This window comes from Chryseobacterium sp. II3a (genome assembly GCF_057815135.1).
In genome coordinates, this window is record NZ_JBYPZJ010000003.1 from 540,191 (window position 1) to 561,272 (window position 21,082).

Annotated in this window: 22 protein-coding genes; 6 read left to right on the forward strand and 16 right to left on the reverse strand. The window is 34.7% G+C overall.

Features of this window, described 5'->3' with window-relative positions; all coding sequences use genetic code 11:
• Positions 1-5: 5 nt before the first annotated feature.
• From hisB to AC3HD6_RS11035, 11 genes are all read right to left on the reverse strand, one after another.
• A complete protein-coding gene (hisB, locus tag AC3HD6_RS10985; protein WP_488896375.1) occupies positions 6-1,100 on the reverse strand; it encodes a bifunctional histidinol-phosphatase/imidazoleglycerol-phosphate dehydratase HisB in 1,095 nt (364 codons plus the stop codon).
• A gap of 2 nt (positions 1,101-1,102) precedes the next feature.
• On the reverse strand, positions 1,103-2,128 hold the full coding sequence (hisC, locus tag AC3HD6_RS10990; RefSeq protein WP_488896376.1) for a histidinol-phosphate transaminase: 1,026 nt from the start codon (positions 2,126-2,128) through the stop codon (positions 1,103-1,105).
• 1 nt (position 2,129) lies between these two features.
• Positions 2,130-3,407 carry a histidinol dehydrogenase gene (gene hisD, locus AC3HD6_RS10995; RefSeq protein WP_488896377.1) on the reverse strand — a complete coding sequence of 426 codons (1,278 nt, stop codon included), beginning with the start codon at positions 3,405-3,407 and terminating at the stop codon, positions 2,130-2,132.
• 135 nt (positions 3,408-3,542) lie between these two features.
• Positions 3,543-4,400, reverse strand: a complete 858-nt coding sequence (gene hisG / locus AC3HD6_RS11000; RefSeq protein ID WP_488896378.1) for an ATP phosphoribosyltransferase — start codon at positions 4,398-4,400, stop codon at positions 3,543-3,545.
• A 247-nt stretch (positions 4,401-4,647) separates the two neighbouring features.
• Positions 4,648-5,745, reverse strand: a complete 1,098-nt coding sequence (locus tag AC3HD6_RS11005) for a glycosyltransferase family 4 protein (RefSeq protein ID WP_488896379.1) — start codon at positions 5,743-5,745, stop codon at positions 4,648-4,650.
• Positions 5,742-6,518: a polysaccharide deacetylase family protein gene (locus AC3HD6_RS11010; protein ID WP_488896380.1), complete on the reverse strand. Its 777-nt coding sequence runs from the start codon at positions 6,516-6,518 to the stop codon at positions 5,742-5,744. Before AC3HD6_RS11010 ends, AC3HD6_RS11005 begins: the two co-directional genes overlap by 4 nt.
• Positions 6,519-7,448: a glycosyltransferase family 2 protein gene (locus AC3HD6_RS11015; RefSeq protein ID WP_068943199.1), complete on the reverse strand. Its 930-nt coding sequence runs from the start codon at positions 7,446-7,448 to the stop codon at positions 6,519-6,521. It abuts the gene before it with no gap.
• Positions 7,449-7,451: 3 nt separating this feature from the next.
• Positions 7,452-8,621 carry a glycosyltransferase family 87 protein gene (locus AC3HD6_RS11020; RefSeq protein WP_488896381.1) on the reverse strand — a complete coding sequence of 390 codons (1,170 nt, stop codon included), beginning with the start codon at positions 8,619-8,621 and terminating at the stop codon, positions 7,452-7,454.
• A 30-nt stretch (positions 8,622-8,651) separates the two neighbouring features.
• Positions 8,652-9,464 carry a 2,3,4,5-tetrahydropyridine-2,6-dicarboxylate N-succinyltransferase gene (locus AC3HD6_RS11025; protein WP_068943197.1) on the reverse strand — a complete coding sequence of 271 codons (813 nt, stop codon included), beginning with the start codon at positions 9,462-9,464 and terminating at the stop codon, positions 8,652-8,654.
• Positions 9,465-9,547: 83 nt separating this feature from the next.
• Positions 9,548-10,156, reverse strand: coding sequence for a methyltransferase family protein (locus AC3HD6_RS11030; protein WP_488896382.1), 609 nt, complete (start codon positions 10,154-10,156; stop codon positions 9,548-9,550).
• A gap of 167 nt (positions 10,157-10,323) precedes the next feature.
• A complete protein-coding gene (locus AC3HD6_RS11035) occupies positions 10,324-11,172 on the reverse strand; it encodes an AraC family transcriptional regulator (RefSeq protein ID WP_488896383.1) in 849 nt (282 codons plus the stop codon).
• A 174-nt stretch (positions 11,173-11,346) separates the two neighbouring features.
• Here AC3HD6_RS11035 and AC3HD6_RS11040 point away from each other — a divergent pair, with 174 nt between their 5' ends.
• Positions 11,347-12,534, forward strand: coding sequence for an MFS transporter (locus AC3HD6_RS11040; RefSeq protein WP_488896384.1), 1,188 nt, complete (start codon positions 11,347-11,349; stop codon positions 12,532-12,534).
• 189 nt (positions 12,535-12,723) lie between these two features.
• On the opposite strand, the gene AC3HD6_RS11045 is transcribed toward AC3HD6_RS11040, so the two are convergent.
• On the reverse strand, positions 12,724-13,296 hold the full coding sequence (locus AC3HD6_RS11045) for a C40 family peptidase (RefSeq protein WP_488896385.1): 573 nt from the start codon (positions 13,294-13,296) through the stop codon (positions 12,724-12,726).
• A 153-nt stretch (positions 13,297-13,449) separates the two neighbouring features.
• Here AC3HD6_RS11045 and AC3HD6_RS11050 point away from each other — a divergent pair, with 153 nt between their 5' ends.
• Positions 13,450-14,082: a hypothetical protein gene (locus AC3HD6_RS11050; RefSeq protein WP_488896386.1), complete on the forward strand. Its 633-nt coding sequence runs from the start codon at positions 13,450-13,452 to the stop codon at positions 14,080-14,082.
• Positions 14,083-14,114: 32 nt separating this feature from the next.
• On the opposite strand, the gene AC3HD6_RS11055 is transcribed toward AC3HD6_RS11050, so the two are convergent.
• Positions 14,115-14,483, reverse strand: coding sequence for a hypothetical protein (locus tag AC3HD6_RS11055; protein ID WP_068943192.1), 369 nt, complete (start codon positions 14,481-14,483; stop codon positions 14,115-14,117).
• A gap of 390 nt (positions 14,484-14,873) precedes the next feature.
• On the opposite strand from AC3HD6_RS11055, the gene AC3HD6_RS11060 reads away from it, so the two are divergent.
• Entirely contained in the window at positions 14,874-15,557 is a 684-nt protein-coding gene (locus tag AC3HD6_RS11060) for a hypothetical protein (protein WP_488896387.1), read from the forward strand.
• Positions 15,558-15,668: 111 nt separating this feature from the next.
• Here AC3HD6_RS11060 and AC3HD6_RS11065 read toward each other — a convergent pair whose 3' ends face one another.
• Positions 15,669-16,421, reverse strand: coding sequence for a leucine-rich repeat domain-containing protein (locus tag AC3HD6_RS11065; protein WP_488896388.1), 753 nt, complete (start codon positions 16,419-16,421; stop codon positions 15,669-15,671).
• A gap of 59 nt (positions 16,422-16,480) precedes the next feature.
• Entirely contained in the window at positions 16,481-17,104 is a 624-nt protein-coding gene (locus tag AC3HD6_RS11070) for a hypothetical protein (RefSeq protein ID WP_488896389.1), read from the reverse strand.
• A 446-nt stretch (positions 17,105-17,550) separates the two neighbouring features.
• On the opposite strand from AC3HD6_RS11070, the gene AC3HD6_RS11075 reads away from it, so the two are divergent.
• From AC3HD6_RS11075 to AC3HD6_RS11085, 3 genes are read left to right on the forward strand one after another with little or no spacing between them, the layout of a single operon-like run.
• Positions 17,551-18,051, forward strand: a complete 501-nt coding sequence (locus AC3HD6_RS11075) for a DUF8051 family protein (RefSeq protein WP_488896390.1) — start codon at positions 17,551-17,553, stop codon at positions 18,049-18,051.
• Positions 18,051-18,593 (forward strand): TetR/AcrR family transcriptional regulator, encoded by a 543-nt coding sequence (locus AC3HD6_RS11080; protein ID WP_488896391.1) that lies wholly within the window; start codon positions 18,051-18,053, stop codon positions 18,591-18,593. Before AC3HD6_RS11075 ends, AC3HD6_RS11080 begins: the two co-directional genes overlap by 1 nt.
• 8 nt (positions 18,594-18,601) lie before the next feature.
• Positions 18,602-19,105, forward strand: coding sequence for an NUDIX hydrolase (locus AC3HD6_RS11085; protein WP_488896392.1), 504 nt, complete (start codon positions 18,602-18,604; stop codon positions 19,103-19,105).
• Positions 19,106-19,231: 126 nt separating this feature from the next.
• Here the strand turns inward: AC3HD6_RS11085 and AC3HD6_RS11090 are convergent, their stop codons facing one another.
• Positions 19,232-20,989 carry a DUF885 domain-containing protein gene (locus tag AC3HD6_RS11090; protein WP_488896393.1) on the reverse strand — a complete coding sequence of 586 codons (1,758 nt, stop codon included), beginning with the start codon at positions 20,987-20,989 and terminating at the stop codon, positions 19,232-19,234.
• Between the last annotated feature and the right edge of the window lie 93 nt (positions 20,990-21,082).

Sequence of the window (21,082 nt, forward strand, 5' to 3'; positions counted from 1 at the left end):
TTTAATTATAATCTTCCTTTTGTTGAAGGTAAATTATAGTTGCTGTCAGATTGATTGACAGCCATTTTCACTGCTTTAGCAAAAGCTTTGAAAATTGATTCTATCTTGTGATGCTCATTTTCTCCTTCTGCCTTAATATTTAAATTGGTTCTCGAAGAGTCTGTAAAGGATTTAAAAAAGTGAAAAAACATTTCTGTTGGCACATCTCCTATTTTTTCTCTTTTAAATTCAGCATCCCAAACCAGCCATGATCTGCCGCCAAAATCAATAGCAACCTGGGATAGGCAGTCATCCATCGGAAGCAAGAAACCATACCTTTCAATTCCTTTTTTCTTTCCCAGTGCTTTTAAAATAGCTTCCCCAAGCACAATTCCTGTATCTTCTATGGTGTGATGCTCATCTACCTGAAGATCTCCGTTTACTTTGATCTTAAGATCCATATTTCCGTGTCTGGCGATCTGTTCCAGCATGTGATCAAAAAAGTGGAGTCCGGTAGAGATTTCAGACTTCCCTTTTCCATCAATATTGACCTCAATTTCAATTTCCGTTTCATTGGTCTTTCTGTAGACTTTTGCTCTCCTCATTCCTGTCTTTAAGAACTGGTAAATCTTACTCCATTCCTTTGTGCAAAGATCTGCTTCAGTATTAAAGTTTTCATTTAGAAAAATAGATTTAGATCCTATATTTTTAGCGAGTTGAATATCTGTAATTCGATCACCAATTACATAGGAATTTTCAAGATCATATTCACCATAAATGTATTTCATCAACATTCCTGTCCCAGGTTTTCGGGTAGGTAGATTTTCGTACTCAAAGCTTTTATCAATTAAAATATCACTAAAAATAATACCTTCATTTTTGAAAGCTTTAAGCATCTTTTCATGAGGTTTAATAAAATCTTCAAAGGGAAAACTATCTGTCCCTAAACCATCTTGATTAGTTACCATCACCAATTCATAATCCAGTTCATTAGCAATTTTTGAAAGGTTTTGGAATACTCCGGGATAGAATTCAAGTTTCTCCAACGAATCTACTTGAAAATCAACAGGCGGTTCAATAATCAATGTGCCATCCCGATCGATAAATAATACTTTTTTCATCTCTATATATTTTTTAAAAGATTGATCAGTTTTTCATTCTCCTTTCGGTTTCCTACATTAATCCTGATACATCCTGAGATTGCCGGATCTCTTCTGCTTGTCAATATTTCTTGTTCTAACATTTGCGTATACACCTTTTCTATGTCTTTCATTTTGATTAAAAAGAAATTAGCATCTGTTGGAAATACTTTGACAATACATTCAATTTTATTAAACTGATTCTGAAGCCATTCGCGTTCTATCATAATATCGCGGACATTTTCTTTTAATTGATTTTCATTTTCAAGGGCTTTCAAAATCAGCTCCTGACTCAATGCGTTGACATTGTAAGGTGCTTTCACTGTATTAATCAATTGAATAATCTCTTCAGAAGCATAGGCAACACCTACTCTTGCCCCAGCAATCCCCCAGGCTTTTGAAAAAGTCTGAAGAACAATCAGATTAGGATACTTAGCCAATAGCTCCAAGCTTGATTTTTTTCCTGAAAATTCAATATAAGCTTCATCTACAACAACAATTCCGTTGAAATTCTGAAGATAAAACTCAATGTCCTCGGTACTGTTTCCCGTTGGATTATTTGGAGAACACAGAAAGAAAACTTTTAGAGATTTGTCTTGCACTATTTTTAAAAAGTCATCTTTTACCATCTCAAAATTTTCATCCAGATCCAGTTGTAAAACCTTGTTTTCATTGATGGTGGCATAAAAACCATACATCGCAAAAGAGGGGTTCATCATCAGAACAGCATCTTTTTTAGGTTCACAGAAGATTTTAATGACTAAATCAATCAACTCATCACTTCCATTTCCTAAAGCGATTTGTTCAGGAAAAAGATTCCTAAGCGTAGCTAAACTGCTTTTAAGCTTTCTTTGGGTAGAATCCGGGTAACGGTTCCATTCTCCAAAAGGGCTTTCGTTAGCATCTAGAAGTGTAGGATCATTAAATTCGTTATGGTCCCTGAAACTTATATAAGGTTTTAATTTTAAAATATTTTCTCTTACCAGTGTATTGATACTTATTGTACTCATATTATCGTTTTAATCTTATTGATACTGCATTTTTGTGGGCAATAAGCCCCTCGGCCTCGGCCATTATTTTTATTGTTTTTCCTAAATTCTGAAGCCCTTTTTTTGATAAATGCTGAAAGGTAATTTTCTTTACAAAACTGTCCAGAGATACTCCGCTATAATTTTTTGCGTACGCATTCGTGGGAAGCGTGTGATTGGTTCCGCTGGCATAATCTCCGGCACTTTCGCAAGAATAATTTCCAAGAAATACTGAACCTGCATTCTGAATCATCGGAATATATTTTTCAAATTCATCCATTGCAAGAATAAGGTGTTCCGGAGCATATAGATTGCTGAACTCAATGGCTTCCTCAAGGCTGCTCAACAAAATAAAATAACTGTTCTCCAAAGCTTTCCCGGCCATTTCATTTCTTGGTAAGTCTTTGACTTGCTGTTCAACCGCACTAATCGTCTCATTAAAAACTTTAAGATCAGTCGTAAGAAAAATCACCTGGCTATCACTTCCATGTTCTGCCTGAGAAAGTAAGTCTGCAGCACAGAATTCCGGAACCGCTTTCTTATCAGCAATTACGAGAACTTCACTTGGCCCTGCAGGCATATCAATGGCTACCCCAAAACGCTGAGCATATTCTTTTGCAGCCACCACAAACTGATTTCCCGGACCAAAAATTTTGTACACCTGTGGAATACTTTCTGTTCCTAAAGTCATGGCAGCAACAGCCTGAGCACCTCCAGTTTTAAAGATTTTTGAAATCCCACAAAGCTTTGCGGTATATAAGATGGCAGGGTTAACATCTCCATTCTTATCGGGGGGAGTACAAAGAATAATTTCCCTACATCCCGCAATATTGGCAGGTACTGCAAGCATCAAAACTGTTGAAAATAAAGGTGCTGTCCCTCCGGGGATATAAATTCCCACTTTTTCAATCGCCCGGTTTTCTCTCCAGCAAACCACTCCTTTTGTTGTTTCAATTTTCTGAATTTCCGGATTCTGGGATTCGTGAAATGTAAAAATGTTTTCTTTCGCTTGCTGAATGGCTAATTTTAAATCGTTACTAAGCTGTTTTTCAGCATTATTTATCTCTTCATCAGTAACAACAATGCTTTTAGTTTCTGCTTTATCAAATTTTTTATTGAATGCTATTAATGCTTGGTCTCCGTTGTTTTCCACTTCAGCAAATATCTTTGTGATCAGTCCGGAAATTTCCTCTCGTTCAAAAACAGGACGCTGTACAAGCTCTGTCCATATGTCTTTTGTTGGATATCGATATATTTTCATCTGTATATTTTTTTCTTAGTATAAATTGATTTTTAGTTCTGAATGTTTTAAGTAACAAGCTTTTAATTATTTTTTAGACTTAACTTATCTTAATTTTTCTTTACTATTCTTTTCTTAACAGTTCATTATTTTCTGTTAAATCACCATTTTATCAATGGGAATAATGAGGATATCCTGTGCTCCATTGTCCTTCAGCTCATCAATAACTTCCCAGAACCTTTCTTCATCAATCACAGAATGAATACTGCTCCAGCCTTCTTCCGCCAATGGAATGACTGTGGGGCTTTTCAAGACAGGAAGTACATCTGCAATTTTTTGAATCTTCTCATTTGGAACGTTCATCAGGATGTATTTAGAATTTTTTGCTCTTAGAACGGCTTTGATTCTGAAAAGAAATTTATCAAGAATAGCTGTTTTTTCGGAGGATAATTGCGGGGTTTGAGCCAAAACGGCTTCTGATTTTAAAAGTGTTACGGTTTCTCTCAATCCGTTTTTGAATAAGGTACTTCCTGAACTTACGATATCACAAATCCCGTCTGCAAGCCCAATGTTGGGTGCAATTTCTACAGAACCGGAAATCACGTGGATATCTGAAATGATTCCTTTTGTTTCTAAAAAGTTTTTAAGGGTATTAGGATAAGAGGTGGCAATTTTTCGGCCTTGGAAGTAGCTTAGATCATCAGTTTCTATATCTTTTGGAACAGCGATAGATACACGGCATTTTGAAAAGCCTAGTTTCTCAACAATCTGAATTCTTTTCTGTTTTTCAATTAAAAGATTTTCGCCTACGATGGCTACATCCACCACTCCATCTTCAAGGTATTGGGGAATATCTGAATTTCGCAGATACATGATTTCCATCGGAAAGTTGTCTACGGAAACTTTTAGCTGATCTTTTCCGTTGTTGACAAAGATTCCACAGTCTTTAAGAAGCTGTAGAGACTCTTCGTAAAGCCGGCCGCTTTTTTGAATCGCAATTTTTAATTTACTCATTTCGTCTTTTTTGAGTCCGAGTAAATAAAACTGATCTGTTGAAATTTCTGAGGAGAATTCAGGAAACAAAAAAACCGTCTACTTACTCAGACGGTTTTTAAATATTTTTGATTTTAGCACAAACATATATCAATCAATTCCGCCTAACAGAGATGATGATAATAATGATGTAATGCTAAAAAAATTGGTTTCATTGTATTGAATTATGATGCAAATGTAGTATTTATTTTTAAAATGCAAAGTTTTTTCAGATAATTTTTTGATAAAGATTCATCAGATCCTTGGCAATGGGTTCATCATTAAACTTCTGAACAAACTCGAATCCCTTTTCCTCACGGCGTTTTCGTTCAGATTCATTTTCCCATAAAAATTTTACTTTGGCCCTGATATCAAGATCATTATTCGGATTGATGTAAACAGAATCTTTTCCTCCTGCTTCCGGCAGACAGCTTGTATTGCTTGTTACAACAACTGTTTTTGAGAAAAGAGCCTCTATCACAGGGATTCCAAAGCCTTCAAAGAAACTTGGATACACAAAAATATCAGCCAGTTTATACAGTATAGCCAGTTCATCCATAGAAACTCCTTCCAGAAACAGCACTTGCTTTTCCATTTTGTTTTTTTTCAGGAAGTTTTCTATTTTCTGATAATATTTAGTCTTTCTGCCTACCACCACCAATGGTATTCCGGTATCTTTGATGGCTTTTACCACATTCAGAAGATTCTTACGATCTTCAATGGTCCCTACATTCAGAATGAATCTTTCAGGGAGCTTGAATTTATCTTTAGCAGCCTGAACTTGTTCCAAAGGCTGTTGCTCTTTAAATGCATGGTGGCAACCTTGATAAATGACTTCAATTTTGCCTTCAGGTACTTTTAAGAACTCCATAATGTCTCTTTTAGTCTGTTCTGAAATAGCAATGATCTTATCTGCCATATCAGCCGCTTTTTTAAACTTCCACAAGTGGATTTTACGGTCAAAAAAAGAGTAATATTGCGGATATCTTACAAAGATCAGATCATGGATGGTTACGATCTTTTTAATAGGTTTCTGATCCCATTTCAAGGGTAACTCACCGGATAACCCATGGAAAATATCTGCACCCAGCTTTTGGGCATCTTTTCCCATTTTCAGCTGGCGTGAAAACTTCCCTTTTGAGGTTTCTATAAACTTAACATTGGAACGGCCCAAAATATCCTTTCCACGCTCAGATTTGTTCTTATTGAGAAGCAGATATTCATTGTCCGGTTCATATTGAGAAAGAATTCTTACCAGATCTCTTGAATAATTGCCCAGCCCGGAGGTGTTATGGAAAAAACGTTTTGCGTCAAAAGCAATTTTCATGCGTGTACCTGTTTTTGAAATTCCTGGAATGTACCAAAAGTATGGCCTTTTTCTTTAAGCCATCCTACAAAGGTATCAAATCTTTCTACCATATCTACTCCGGAGTTTTTTACCGTGAAGCCAGGCAGTTTGAATGCTTCATCTTTAATGGATGAAAACTCCCAGGGATGGAAGTAAATATTCAGATACTTGTCTTTTTTCAATACATCAGCAGCCAGTTTTTTATAGATTGCCAATGGGAAATTGTGAAAGCTTAACCAAAATAAAGGTATTCTGAAATTAGGCGATACCGAGGCGGGAACCTGCATTACATTTCCTTCATTAAAATAAGTTCTTGATACTTTAAGGTTATTGTATCTTCCTGGTAAAAATGTTGGATTGATGGATGAATTGTATGAATACCCTGCTTTTTCCACTTCTTTTTTATCTACCGGCATCATCCTTGGCATTCTTAATCCGGTTACTTTTGTGGAAAATAATTCTTCCAGTCTTTCTCTGGACTCTTTCAGGTGCTGATCTTCAAATTCTGAGTGAAACCAGGTATGGGAAGCTAATTCATGACCTTCATTAAGAAGCCTTTCAATAAGATGTTTACTATTTTCTGCAAAGACTACGGTTGAAAAAAAAGTAGCTTTTGCTCCATGTTTTTTCAGAATATTTAAAATATTTTCAAGCCCGTGCTGAGATATAGAGATTTGTTTATCAAAAGAGATCTCGCCTTTATATTCTAAAGGCATGTCAAACTCCTCGATATCAAAACTTAATAAAACCATTTAAAAATTTTTGTTTTTTATAATATAATTAGGCCTTTCTTTAACCTGTTTAAAGATTTTCCCTAAATAAATACCAATGATTCCGAGGATGATGAGTTGAATCCCTCCAAAGAATACAATGGTCATAATTAATGATGCCCAACCTGAGATTTCAGTATGAACAACAAATGAGTGAATCACATAGGCAACATATCCAATTACTGAAAAAAGAGAGAATAAAAAGCCCAGATAAGCTGCTAAATAAAGTGGTTTTACACTAAAAGCTGTAATTCCCGTAAACGCAAATTTGAGCATTTTTTTGAGGTTATAACTACTTTCTCCTGCCATTCTTTCTCCTGCAGTAAAATCAATCCCGATTTGTTTGTAGCCCATCCAGCTTGTTAACCCTCTTAAGAACAGATCATCTTCTTTAAAGCTTCTCATAGCTTCTACAGCATTGGCATCCATTAATCTGAAATCAGATCCGCCTCCTTTGGTAAGGTTTACATCTGAAAGGCTGGATAAAAGCTTATAGAAAACATCTGAAGTCTTTCTTTTAAAATAAGAAATCTGTTTAGGATAGGTTCTTACCGTATACACAATATCATAGCCTTCCTCCCATTTTTGAATCATTTCAGGGATTAATTCAGGGGGATGCTGAAGATCACCATCCATTGAAACCACAGCATTTCCATGTGCATAATCCATCCCGGCCTTTACCGCCGGCTGGTGTCCAAAGTTTCTGGAAAATTCAATAAATTTTACTTCTTCATACTTTTGGGATAGTTCTTCCAACTTCTGCTGTGTGCTATCCCTGCTCCCATCATTCACAAAGATGATTTCAAAATCATAATTCTCCAGCCCTGAAAAAACTTCTTTTATTTTTTCATGAACTAAAGCCACATTTCCTTCTTCGTTATGGGCAGGAATGACAATAGAAATTTTCTTCATACATTAATTTAAAGTGTAATCCTTCTCAAAGTCTTTGGTCATCAGTTCGTAAATAACTCTAAACCAAACAATGATACAAGGTACGGCTTTCAAAGAATATTTAATAATATAATTTTGTTTGATAAATTTCGGAAATAAATCCGATGGTGAAAAACAGGTTAAAATGATAACAAATACCAATAATCCAATAATGAAAGGTGTTTTTTCCTTTTGAAGGGTAAACCAGATCATGACTCCTGCTACGGCAATGATATACGTTGGCGATTCTGAACCTGAACTAAACAATACCAAAAACAGCAATGTAGAAGCCAGGATCATCAATTGAAAGGCATAATTTTTATATTGTTTGATTCTGATATAGGGTAATGCAAATAAAGGAATACCAAAAGCTAAAAAAGTAAGATTGGAAATGGATGCATCCCCCAAAATTCTTCTTACAAACCCCATCAGCGATATATCCTGCATATTCCCTAGTGTCTGGTTATCACCATTTTTTGCAATCAGAGATGTTACCCAGTCTGAATAGCTCTGAATAACAAATTGCGGGCTTGAATAGATCATTGGGATCACTAAACACAGGACGGCAATACCGATTCCTGAAAGAATAAACTTTACTTTATTTTTGATAAAGAAAAACTGTGACAAGCCTACAATTCCATAAATTTTCACAAAAATTCCCACAACAATAGCAGTTGCTGACTGTACTTCTTTTCTTTCATAAATGAATGTTGCTGACAGCATTAAAAGCCCTGCTAAAGCCACATTGAACTGTAAACTCACTGCCGCAGTGATGAATTCCTGCAAACATAATAAAGCAAAAAGTGCTTTTTTAGGATCAGAAAATGGAAGTTTATAAATAGCATATAGAAAAACAGCTGTATTGGCAACGTTCCAAAGAGCAATTCCCATCCAATCCGGCATTACCGCAAAAGGAGCAATAAGCAAACTGAAAAAGATACCATAATGGTTGGTATCACCATAACGCTCAGGATATGCCAGATACAAGTTTTTCTCATCAATGGTATTAAAGAAAACTCCTTTGAAAATCAGGTAATTATTAATCGCCTGAGGTCCTCTGGAGAGTTTAGAAAGTGCAGTAGCTATGGCTACAATAATATAAACCCCAAATATATATTTAGGGTTTAATAGTATTTTAAGAAATTTTTCTTTCAAAATAAGTGGTATTAGTTTAAAAACCTAATCTTAAACAGCTACATTGTTCTCTCTCAATGCATCATTAAGAGAAGTCTTTTTATCTGTAGATTCTTTTCTTTGACCAATGATCAATGCACAAGGAACCTGATATTCTCCAGCCGGATATTGTTTTGTATAGCTTCCCGGAATTACTACAGAACGAGCAGGAACTCTTCCTTTAATTTCGATAGGTTCGCTTCCTGTTACATCAATGATTTTTGTAGATGCTGTTAAAACAACATTCGCTCCCAATACCGCTTCTCTTTCTACATGCACTCCTTCTACCACGATACATCTTGAACCGATGAAACAATCATCTTCAATAATTACCGGAGCTGCCTGTAATGGCTCTAATACACCACCGATTCCAACACCACCACTCAAGTGAACATTTTTACCGATCTGTGCACAGCTTCCTACTGTTGCCCAAGTGTCTACCATTGTTCCTGAATCTACGTAAGCACCAATATTTACGTAAGATGGCATCATAATAACGCCTGAAGCGACGAAAGACCCTTCTCTGGCAATTGCATGAGGAACTACTCTCACTCCTTTTTCCGCATAATTTTTCTTTAAAGGAATCTTGTCATGGAATTCAAATGGACCTACTTCAATAGTTTCCATCTTTTGGATCGGGAAATACATTACTACTGCTTTCTTCACCCACTCATTTACCTGCCATCCGTTTTCCGTAGGCTCTGCTACACGAAGTTCTCCGGAATCTAATAAAGAAATAACCTCTCTGATCGCTTTTTGGCTGTCTTCATTTTGTAATAGTTCTCTATTATCCCAAATGTTTTCAATAGTTTGTTGTAACGACATGTTTCTTATTTAAATTAGTTTGAAAAATTATACCCGCCAAAGATACAAAAAAGTTCAGCAAAACGATTTTTAAGTTTTTGCTTTTAATAAAGGCTTAACATGCGCCCAACTCTCTTTTTATAAGTCAGATAAACAGAGCCGTGCTGTCTCTGTAAGTATTCTTCTTCAAGACGAATCTGAATCTGCATTAAGATACTGCCGATTATCCACAAAAAGAAGGCAATTACTGTAGGATAAGCAAAGAAAAATCCGGTAAGGCTTAGTGTCATCCCTAAAAAAATAGGATTTCGTGAAAACCGAAATAATCCGATTGTAATAAGTTCTGTTTTCATGTGCTCATCGATGCCTATACGCCAGGAGTTTTTCATTTGAAATTGGGCAATAACCACCCAGATAAAAGCTAAAATCATTAATCCGACTCCAATGCTCTGAAATAGAACAAAACTCAAAAGATTTATTTTAAATAAGTCTTCTACTCTTGGAAAGAATAAAGGCAATAAAGTATAAATGAATAAAACAATTAACAGCAACTTGAAATACCAACCTACTAATGCGTAAGCAGAATCATCTTTTGGCAATACATTAGGATTCTTGCCAATTTTCTTTGCAACAGCTATACTGATTCCAAGAAATGAAACAACAAAAAAAAATATAAAATAACACGGAATAAAAAATCGGATGAAATCTGTCATGGCTTATTTGTTTGCTGCAAATTTCAATAATTTTTGATATGCAATACTATTGCAATCTTTTTTTATTTGTTGGGAATGATTATTAAATTTTTATTGAAATAAATTAAAGACAATCAATATTTAAACCTATATAGAAAATTGTATAATAACACATTACGCGATTTTACTTAATCTACAGCTTTAGATAGTGATTTGCTTTTTTTAAATTCTGTAAGACTCATGTTATGCTGCTTTTTAAAGAACTTATTGAGATGGCTTTCGTCCGAAAAACCAAACTCGGTGACTATCTCATTAATCCTCATATCGCTAAAAAGAAGCCGATGTTCGATCAATCTTAATTTATAATTCAAGATATAATGGGTAATGGTTTCTCCGCAATGATTTTTAAAATAGCTGCCAAGATAGGTTTCGGAAAGTCCAAATTTCTGTGCAATGACAGCCACCTTTAAAAGTGCCGGATCATGGATATTTCCCTGGATATAATCAATAATCTCCACTATTCTTTTATCCGTATTGGATGCTATATGCTCCACCCGCATTTTTGATATATTTCTTGCAGCAATTACAATTAATGCATTCACATAATGCAGGGTCAGCTCCTCCTGATAAAGATCCGGATAATTGAGACCGTGAAGCAGTGAAGTGACAATAGAATCCACCAAAACAACATCCGGTTTATTCTGTAAAATACACCCGGAAAGATAAGAGGCCCCATACAATAAGCACCCTATTGAATCAATACTATTCCATTTGTAATCCTTTACATAACGTTCACTAAACTTTACAAGTAAAAGCTCAGTTTTTTCCTCAATCTCCAAGTGGTGTTCATCATCAGGGGTTAGTAATATCAGGCTGCCTTTGCTATAAGAGGCTATATTATTATTGATGGTAAAGGAACCTTTTCCGGAAATCACATAGATAATCTGAAAAAAAGAGAAACGATTGCCTGTTAAAGGGCAATTTTCAGTTTCATGATATTCAACTTTTACCAATTGATCTATATTCTCTCTTTTCATATGAAGATATTTAACTGTTTTTTTAATGGTCATATGGAATCGCGCCATCCTCATTTGTGGTTGTGTTGGCAAACTATGACGATTTCATGTGGCAAAAATACTTATTTATCATAAAAATATACTGATTTTTTACATTTTTTCTGTTCAAATTTGCTACATTAAAATTTAAAATCAATGAAAAGATCAATCTATGTCCTGGCACTAGGTGCTTTTGGCATTATTACTACCGAATTCGGGGTGGTGGGTATTCTTCCTACGATCAGCAGGCAATTTGGGGTATCAATTGATACGGCAGGATGGCTGCTGAGTGCTTTTGCTATCACAGTTGCCGTTTCTTCCCCTTTTATCACTTCTTTTACCAGCAAAATAAACCGTAAGTTTCTTCTATGTCTCGTGATGAGCATATTTGTTCTTTCCAATCTTATCTCTGCTTTTTCCACCAACTTTACGATGCTTATGATTGCCCGTATCTTACCAGCCATACTGCATCCTTTGTTCTGGAATATCTCTATTGCCATTGCCTTCAAAGAAAAGGAGGCAAAAGGAGTATCCACAGTTATGCTGGGACTGAGCCTTGCCACGGTTCTCGGTATTCCTATGACTACTTATGCCGCAGATCTTTTTCATGATTGGAAAGCTTCATTTTTCCTGAGCAGTATCATCAGCTTTATTGCATTTATCGGGTTATTGCTTTTTATTCCCTCTCTCCCTGCGGAAAAAGAAAAATCAGCGCAAAATCAGTTCGTTGTTTTGAAAAACCCTCTTTTGTGGATCAATCTGATTTCCACCATCGGTACATTAGCAGCCATGTTCTCTAGCTATACCTACCTTACGGCTTATCTTGAAGAAATTACCAAAATGAATGGAGCCCAGATCAGCATTATGCTGCTTCTTTTCGGAGGCATGGGAACCCTTGGTAACTGGCTTATGGGAATAGCTTTAAGCCGAAATGTAAAGCTCACAACAAGATTGTTTTTGCTGCTTCTCATTTCAGTACAAATTCTGGCTTACTTCCTGGGCGGACTTTTTGTTCCTATGGTTATTATTGTATCTTTTTGGGGCATGATTCACACAGGTGGCTTTTTAGTCTCCAATATCAGAACTACACAAAACATTCCTCATCATGCGCTGGAATTTGTCAACAGTTTGCTTACGTCATCTTTTAATATCGGGATTTCATTAGGTGCATTTCTCGGTGGGATTGTAAGCGCTTATTATGGAGTTCAGTATGTCCTTTCAGTGAGTATCTTACTACTTACAGCAACATTATTCCTGAGTTTCTTTTCGTTCCCTAAAAATATTACGACAGACGAAAGCAGTGAAGAAAAAGAACTTGGAACACCGGTTTGTGAACAAATTTAATTCATTTTATATATTCATCTATATTGAAAGCAACTCTTTTGGGGTTGCTTTTTTATTAGTTTAAAGCCAATGGAATTAATTTTAATACTAAAATGATAATGGATAGATACAATCTAATACCTTAAGGCACTGAATGGCATTATAATTTTATTCTAAAAAAGCAAACGCTCTGCCCTTCCATTGGAATTATTATAAAATTCTTTGAGCATGAAGATAGGCTTTATTCCAGTATTTTTCGTTCAGGGATGAAATAATAACTCCTTTTGAAGTGGAAGCATGAATGAATTTCACTTCTCCGTCCGGACCAATGTCATGAACAATTCCTACATGGGAAACTCTGCTTCCTCCGGCAGTAGCAAAAAATAGCAAATCACCAGGCTTTACATCCCTGATATCAATGTTTTTCCCAGTTCCGGCCTGATCGGTTGATCTTCTTGGAAGGCTAAAGTCATTTTCTTCAAACACTTTTACGGTAAAACCGGAACAATCAAAGCCTGAAGATGTATTCCCTCCGAATTTATAGGGAGTACCGAGGTATTTCTCAGCATCTTTTAAGACATCATTGATGGATCTTGATACATTCCCATCGAATTTAGAATCCAATTTTCTCAGATTTTCAGATTTCACTACGGTTTTAGAGCCCGATTTCTTGCTGGAAGAAACGTTTTTTGAAGAGCCGCAAGACACTACAAAAGCAGATGCAATCAGCCAAAGAGAAAGCTGCTTTATACTCAATTTTTTTTCAAATAATCCTGGTCCCATACTCGTCTGATTTTTACTTGATTAACGATTGATGTACAAATATACATTTTATATTTTAATTATAGTATAACTATACTACAACTATATGATAAATATATGTTAAAATTTTGATTTCCGTTATTTATTGCTATATTTGAAATTCAAATTTGCGATATGGCAACTTATGAAAGTCTCATTAAGATTAAAGGTTCTGTAGGTGACCTTGTTTTTTATACTCTGAATGGAAAAAATGTGGTTCGGAAGAAAAGCGGGTTCAATAAAACGGCTTTTAAAAAGAATCCGTCTTATGAAAAAGTAAGGCAAAACAGTTCTGAATTCGGACATTGTTCTAAAACCGGAAAGATCATCAGAAACAGTCTGGATCTTTATCTTAAAGAAACAGGAGATGCCCTACTCTACCAGAGTTTTGCAAAGCTAATGACTGAAATAAAAGATCTAGACACCATTTCCGGAAGAGGAAAACGAACAGTCGAAAACGGCTTAAAAACTGAGGAAGGAAAAAAACTATTGAAATCTTTTCAGTTTGGTGAAACAAAAAATGTATCGGCAGAAATTGAACATCAAGACTGTACCCTTATTAAAAAAGGAGCTCAAGTTGAAAAAGCAATACTCATTATTTTAAAACTGGATTCAGAAAATTATACTATTGAAAAGGCTGAAGAAGAGTGCTCTTTTGATGATCATCATGCATCTTTTAAAGAATATTTTTCAGATGCCGACTGTGTGCTTTATTTTGTCGTATTGAAGAATGAAAAAAATGAAATTTCCCATATGGGATTTATATAAAACAAAAGCCTGCAAATTTGCAGGCTTTTGTTTTATTTCTTTTCCCCGTTCCAAGTTCCGTATTGTGCCGGAGTTGGAAGGGTGTTTGACCAGCTTCCGTTTCCTTTTTTATCCGGATTAAGTTTTCCCTTAAATTCTCCCTTCGATGGAAGACCTACTGTTCCTACCAGATCTCCAGTGGTACTTAACTTACCGGCAATATTATAGTTCTCACTGCTAACGTCGGAATGCATGGTTCCTGATACTTTACCCGTCTTATCAACCACAAAGTTCCACACTCCTTTATCTCCTCCTTCATAAGTTCCGGACCATGTTCCTACATAATCATAGATTGTATCATCATCCGAGCTGCAACCGATAAATAAAAATGCTGTTAGTAAAAGTAAAAAAAGTTTCTTCATAGTTTCAGTAGTTTTATAACCTAAAATCCTGTTATCCTCTATTCCATTCTATTTAGGAATACCCTGTCATAGAGAATGAGCTTAATATTTATTATTTTTTAATTCCGTGCAAATCTACTAATTTTTTCATTCAAATTATCTGAATTTTAATGAGTAGACAATATGTTTGTTAAAAACCAATATATTTCGGCTAAAATACAAATATTTTTCAAACAAATTTGATAACCATGAATTTTGAGTTAATGTTTCAAAAGCCATGTTTAAAATTTTCATTAAAAACACATTTTTGTATATAAATTTAGTTATTTAATATTTTTAATTAGTTTTTTATTATCTATTAAAACATATTTCTTACATTAGTGAAAAAATTTAAACGTATCTAAAAATACCATGAAAACAAAGCCTTTTTTTTTAACAGCATTTGCTTTGTGTAGTTTTGCAAGTGCACAAGTAGGAATTAATACATCATCACCTACCAATACATTGGATGTTAACGGATCGGTAAGAGTAAGAGGACTTGCAAATCCGGAAAATAAAATTGTTGCTGCTAATGCTCAGGGAGTTCTGACACTCATCTCTCCTGAAGAGATTTTTGCTCCTAAAGCTCTATTAAATACTTCAATGTCTTCTACTGAGCAACGATTAACGGTATATGAGGGAAAATGCTTTCAACCTGCAGACAATGCTTCTTCCTGTACTGTTTCTATAAATCATTATACTTCCTGTGCTGGGTTTAGCAATCCTGTAGACACACAAGTAGTGGTAGGACAAAGTATTAATACAGCTAACGGACAATTCCTAGGTTCATGGACTGCCCGATATATTGATAATAAAGGGTTTGCAAATGCTACTCCTGCTGCCAACCAAACAGCTCCTGATTATCCCAGAATTTCTTATCCAGCTGCCAATTCTGTAAATTATTTAGGAAGCGGAAATTTTAATGGGCAGTGCAATACGGATCTGGTAACGACTATTAACCAGACCACTGGAGATATAAAGATAGAATCTGTAAAAAGAAATATGTTTGCCCATCTAGTGTATCTTCTTTCGGTAGCCCGTTCCAGAAGTTTGTAGCAAAGCTCAAAGTGAGAATAAGAATTCTTTGAAAAACAGATTCAATAAAAAAGACTGATGGTGATCAGTCTTTTTTTAGATACAAACCTTAAGATTTACCATTTATACTCCTTATAGACTAACAAGTCCACTGGTATTCAATTGATTAATATAAGATGATGTAAAAGCTGCGGGTTCCAGATAAAGTTTTACCAGTTTGCTAAGACCTTCAACATTGATTTTTCTTAAAGGATTGCCATTAAGATCCACTTCTTCAAGTTTAGAAAAAGGTCTCAAGTCTATTTCTGTGATTAGATTCTTAGAAAGATCTAATCCTTTAATATCAAAAGAGTCCTCTGCTTTAAATGTTCTTATCTGATTTCTAAAAAGCTGCACATTTTCCAAGTTAGGCTTTCTGCTCAGATCTATTGATTCTAAATTGTTTACATTGATTCTTATATCTTTTAACTTTGTAAGCCTGGAAAGGTCCAGAACAGATAATTCATTTTGATCCATAAAAATCACTTCAAGGTTTGTACAGCCTTTTAATTTGAGCTGCTTAATTTTATTATTGATTCCATAAAGGTATTTGAGATTTCGCATCCCTTCAAGATCAACAATGGTAAGCTTGTTATCAAGAAAGGCAAAATCTTCAAGGCTGGTAAAGTTTTTAATCCCCACAACCGAAGAAATGTTGGCGTTATTTACATGCAGCTTTTTAATATTTACTACTTCTGATTTCTGAATGTTTCCATCTTTATTTGTATCAACGCCCTGGGCTATCAGGGCTTCTTTAAAATTTTCATCCGGAAAATTGATAATTTGGGCTTTTATGGTGAAAATACCTAAATATAAGTATATGAGAATTATTGTAACAGCTTTCATAAGTTTGATTTTTAATGATTCATTTTTATGTAATAACCATGACCTTTAAAAAAGGCTGATTATTTAGCAATATTGATCGTAGTAACTCTATTATTTCCCGATACTTCAATATATTCTCCTACTTCTTCTGCATAGGCCTTCGATTCATATTGCGTCTCTGTTGGAAAATAACCACCTCCCATCTGGATTCCAATCAGGTTTTTATTGGCAACAACCTCCCCTGACTGAACTTTATTTCCTCTAACTTTTTCCCACTTTACCAAACTTACAATATAATACTTCCCCGGTTTTATATTAGTAAAAACAAAATTGCCCTTATTGTCTCTGGTCTTTGTTTCAATGCGGGCCATAGCAGCTTCCTTTATCATAGCAGCCTGTTTTTTCCGACTGTCATATTTCTTTTTAAGCTCAAGATATTCAGTAAGATGAGGGGTTGCAGGATATAATAAAACTTTGGACAGGTAGTCCGGATAATTGACATATCCTCTTTTTTTAAATGAAATAGTACCTTCAATGCTGCTGTTCCCCGGATCAAGCAATTTATAAGCTTCTTCTTTATTAAAAGCAGCTGTAGGAAGAACATATTCTATATTCTTTTGTGCTTTGGTATTAAAATAAAAACATAAAAGGAAGAGTAAGCTACAAAACCCCAATTGTTGGGGATAAAAGTTAATTTTTATCATGACTCATTATTTAAATATTGTGACTATTATTTTATTTTCCAATTTTGAAGCATTAGTAATACTGAGCGAACCAATCCGGATAATAGATGGATAAGATATTTTTATCTATTTTTCTTAATAATGCTCTGCATTTAATGCCTTTATTTATCTTATCCTACTCTTTCCAGCAAAATTAGAGCATTCCTTATGTTAGAAAATGATCGTTTTATATTTATAATGGTCATTTAACGCTTCTTTAGCTCGTGGCAAAAAATGTAAAGACGAAAATAGGCACTGGGAAACTATTCTTTTATCACAGAGTTCATTACTGCCCAAATAGAATTATTGATTTTAAAAGCAGATATCTTTTTCTTGAATGTTTAAAAAATTTTACCTCTATTTTGATTATTCAGATCATTTGCATAATTTCACATACCGAACGGTCGGTTTACAAAATTATATATATTATGAAAACATCTAAATTGATTAATGCATTACTTATTTTATCATCAGTAAATCTAACATTCATGATCCCCGGAGGGTTTATTGAGTCAAGAGATTTTTCGAAAATTTCACCTCTTATTCTGGGAGTGTTTAACTTTTTTTTGACAACCTTGGGGATTATAAGTCTATTTCTGGTTTATTTTATTAATAGGCAGTATGGCTGGGCCTATAGAATAGCTTATTTCTCGGGAATCAGTTATTTTATAGTATACACCATTGATTTATTGGAGATTTTTCCGCAGTCTCCTACCCCAATGCCTAATTTACTTTTGATTTTAGAAGTACTGGGAACAATTGTATCAATTCCGCTCATGCTTTATGCTCAAAAGAAAATTAAAGAATTTAAAAGCAAAGAAAATATTATTCATTATTCAAAATCTTTGTATTGGTTTATGGGATTTGCTATTGTCATAGGAATAGGGATTATTATCTTTGCAACCAATGCCGCAATGACAGAAAAGTAATGGATACAAAAGAAAAAATATTATTAGTCTCCTATCAGCAATTTATCAATAAAGGTTTTCATAATACCTCCATGCAGCAGCTTGTTGAAGCTTCTGGTTTTTCTAAAGGAGCATTTTATCATCATTTTAAAAACAAAAATGATCTTTATAAGGAAGTTATCAATCATTATTTCCTGCAATTTTATCATTCTGTTGATTGGAGCATTTACGCAAAGGCTGAAATGACGCTAAAAGATATCGAGGAGAAAATTCAAGATTTTTATTTAGGTTTTATTCCACAGATCCTATCTATAACAGAAAATGGAATGTCTGCATATTATATTATGTATTTTGAAGCATTTACTATTCTTCCACATTTTAAAGAAGAGATCAAAAAGTTTTACAGCAACCTGGAATTTCTACTGACTCATGCAAAAGATAATGGTGAAAAATCAAAAAAAACAGCTACGCAGATTATTGCCAAGTATGAAGGAATATTATTTTTATTAGCCATTAATCCTGCTGCGAATATTCAAACCCTTTTAAAACAAATTAAAGACTGAATCCGATCATGAATATAATACCTATTGGGATAAAGCGTGTCGCAACGCTTTGCATTTTACGTCATCAAAACAAATTCTTATTATTGAAAAGGTTAAAGGAACCCAATAAGGATATGTACACTCCAGTTGGAGGTAAAATTGATGCATTTGAAAACCCTTTACAAGCAGCTATCCGGGAAACGTTTGAAGAAACCGGCATTCATGTTGAATCGATGAAATTCTGTGGAATGCTGACAGAAACATCTCCTACAAAATACAATTGGATTAGCTATGTCTATCTGGCTGAGATAGATTATATAGAACCACCGCTATGCAATGAAGGAACTTTAAAATGGATTTCTTTTGATGATCTGCTGAGTGTCCCTACCCCAAAAACAGACTGGTACATTTATAAATATATTCTGGAAAAGAAAGCTTTTGCTTTTAATGCTGATTACGATGAGCACCTGAATCTTATCTCAATGAATGAGGAATTTGAAAACATTCAACTTCCAGACCTGAATAAATATTGATTATTGAATTATTTTTTATTTTAAATCCAAGAGAGAATATTTATTACATTTGGTAAACAACATTACAGTGGCTGCCCCCTGAGGCAGCCACTGTATTAATATCCAAACTATTAAAGCTCAATATTTTTAATTGATACTTTTTGCCCAGTCATCCATATAGTTTTCAAAAACAGTGAGCGGCATTGCTCCTCCTTTCAGAATAGTATCATGGAAATCCTTGATATTAAATTTGGAGCCTAACTGTGCTTTGTATTTATCACGCAGTTCTCTTATTTTCAGTTCTCCGATTTTATAGGAAAGTGCCTGCGCAGGATTAGCCATATACCGCTCTATTTCAGCAATGGCAAATTGCTCAGAAACAGGTTCGTTATACAGCATATATTGTATAGCATCTTCACGGGTCATTTTTCCTGTATGCAATCCTGAATCAACCACCAGGCGGATCGCACGGTGCATCTCTGTACCCAATGCTCCCAACTGATGATAAGGATTAGTATACACTCCAAGATCTTTTCCCAGGGATTCAGTATATAATGCCCAACCTTCTACAAATGCCCCATTCATATACTTCTGTCGAAATTCCGGAACAGAGGTATTTTCATATTGAATGCTTATCTGGTAATGATGGCCTGGAATGGCTTCATGTAAAAACACACTTTCCATATCCATATTGGTAATATTGATTTTTGTTGGATCTAAAATAGGAGCATAAAAAATACCCGGACGATTGGTAGGAAGGTTTCCCGGAAAATACTGTGGTGATGCTGAAGCTGCTCTGAACTCTTCTGTCTTACGGATTTCAAAAGGCGTTTTAGGGGTAATCCCGAAATACTTTGATAAATTAGGTTTTATTTTGTCATAAACATCCTGATAAGCTTCTAATACTTCTTTATCTGTTTTGAAAGGCATGAACTGCTTATCTGTTTTCATAAATTCAAATAATTCGGGAAGAGAACCTTTAAAACCAATAGATTTCTTAATTTTTTCCATCTCTATGGTAATTCTTGCCACTTCAGATAAGCCTAATTGATATACTTCTTCCGGATCTTTATCAATGGTTACCATCGATAAAATATAGTCTTTATACATCTCTTTTCCATTAGGAAAAACATTGATTCCTGAAGAAGAGCGGGCATTTGGTAGATATTCATTCTGGAAAAAATCTGCAAGTTTCTGTAGGGAAGGAAAAATATTTTTCGACAGAACTTCCTTAAAATTTTTAGTTAAACGATCTTGTTCTTTTTTTGAAATATCCTTGGGAAAATTCTTTATCGGGTTATAAAAAGAAGACTGATCATTGTTCTGTGCCAGTTTCTGTAATTGCGGAATGATTTTCAGTACTAAAGCTTTGGGTAAAACAACTCCTGTTTTGATGCCTTTCTGCATATTCTGTATAGCGACATCTGTCCATCTTGAGAAAGCCTGGCAGCGTTTCATCCAGTTCTCATAATCTTTTGCCGTTTTGAAAGGCTGTGCTGAACTCCCTGAACCCAACAATGCCATATAAGTGGGAATACTTCCCATCTGATTGACAGGCATGTATTCCTGATGGTATTTTTCCGTTTTCAGAGCAATTTGCAGATCATTCTCCAAAATTGCCAGTGAGATACGATCTTCTTTATTCAAATCCTGATTTCCAAAAGGTTTCAGAAGATTGGTATATTTTACATAGAAATCATGGATTTTTTTAAGTTGATTTTCATCATCAGCAGGAAGCTGATCGTTATAACCATCAATTCCGTTAAAGGTTGCGCTCAATGGACTTAGTACGTTTGACTCTTTATAATATTGGTCAAAGATCTGGTGTAATTGGGTATTCTTTTGCTGCGCACTCAGACAGGAAACAATAACAGTGCTGAGTAGAGCTAGCTTATGCTTCATCATATTTATTAGTTTATTAATAAGAAAATAAAAATACGTTAATTATTTTATTTTCTTACTAATAAATACACTAATCACTACTCAGCTATTCAGGAT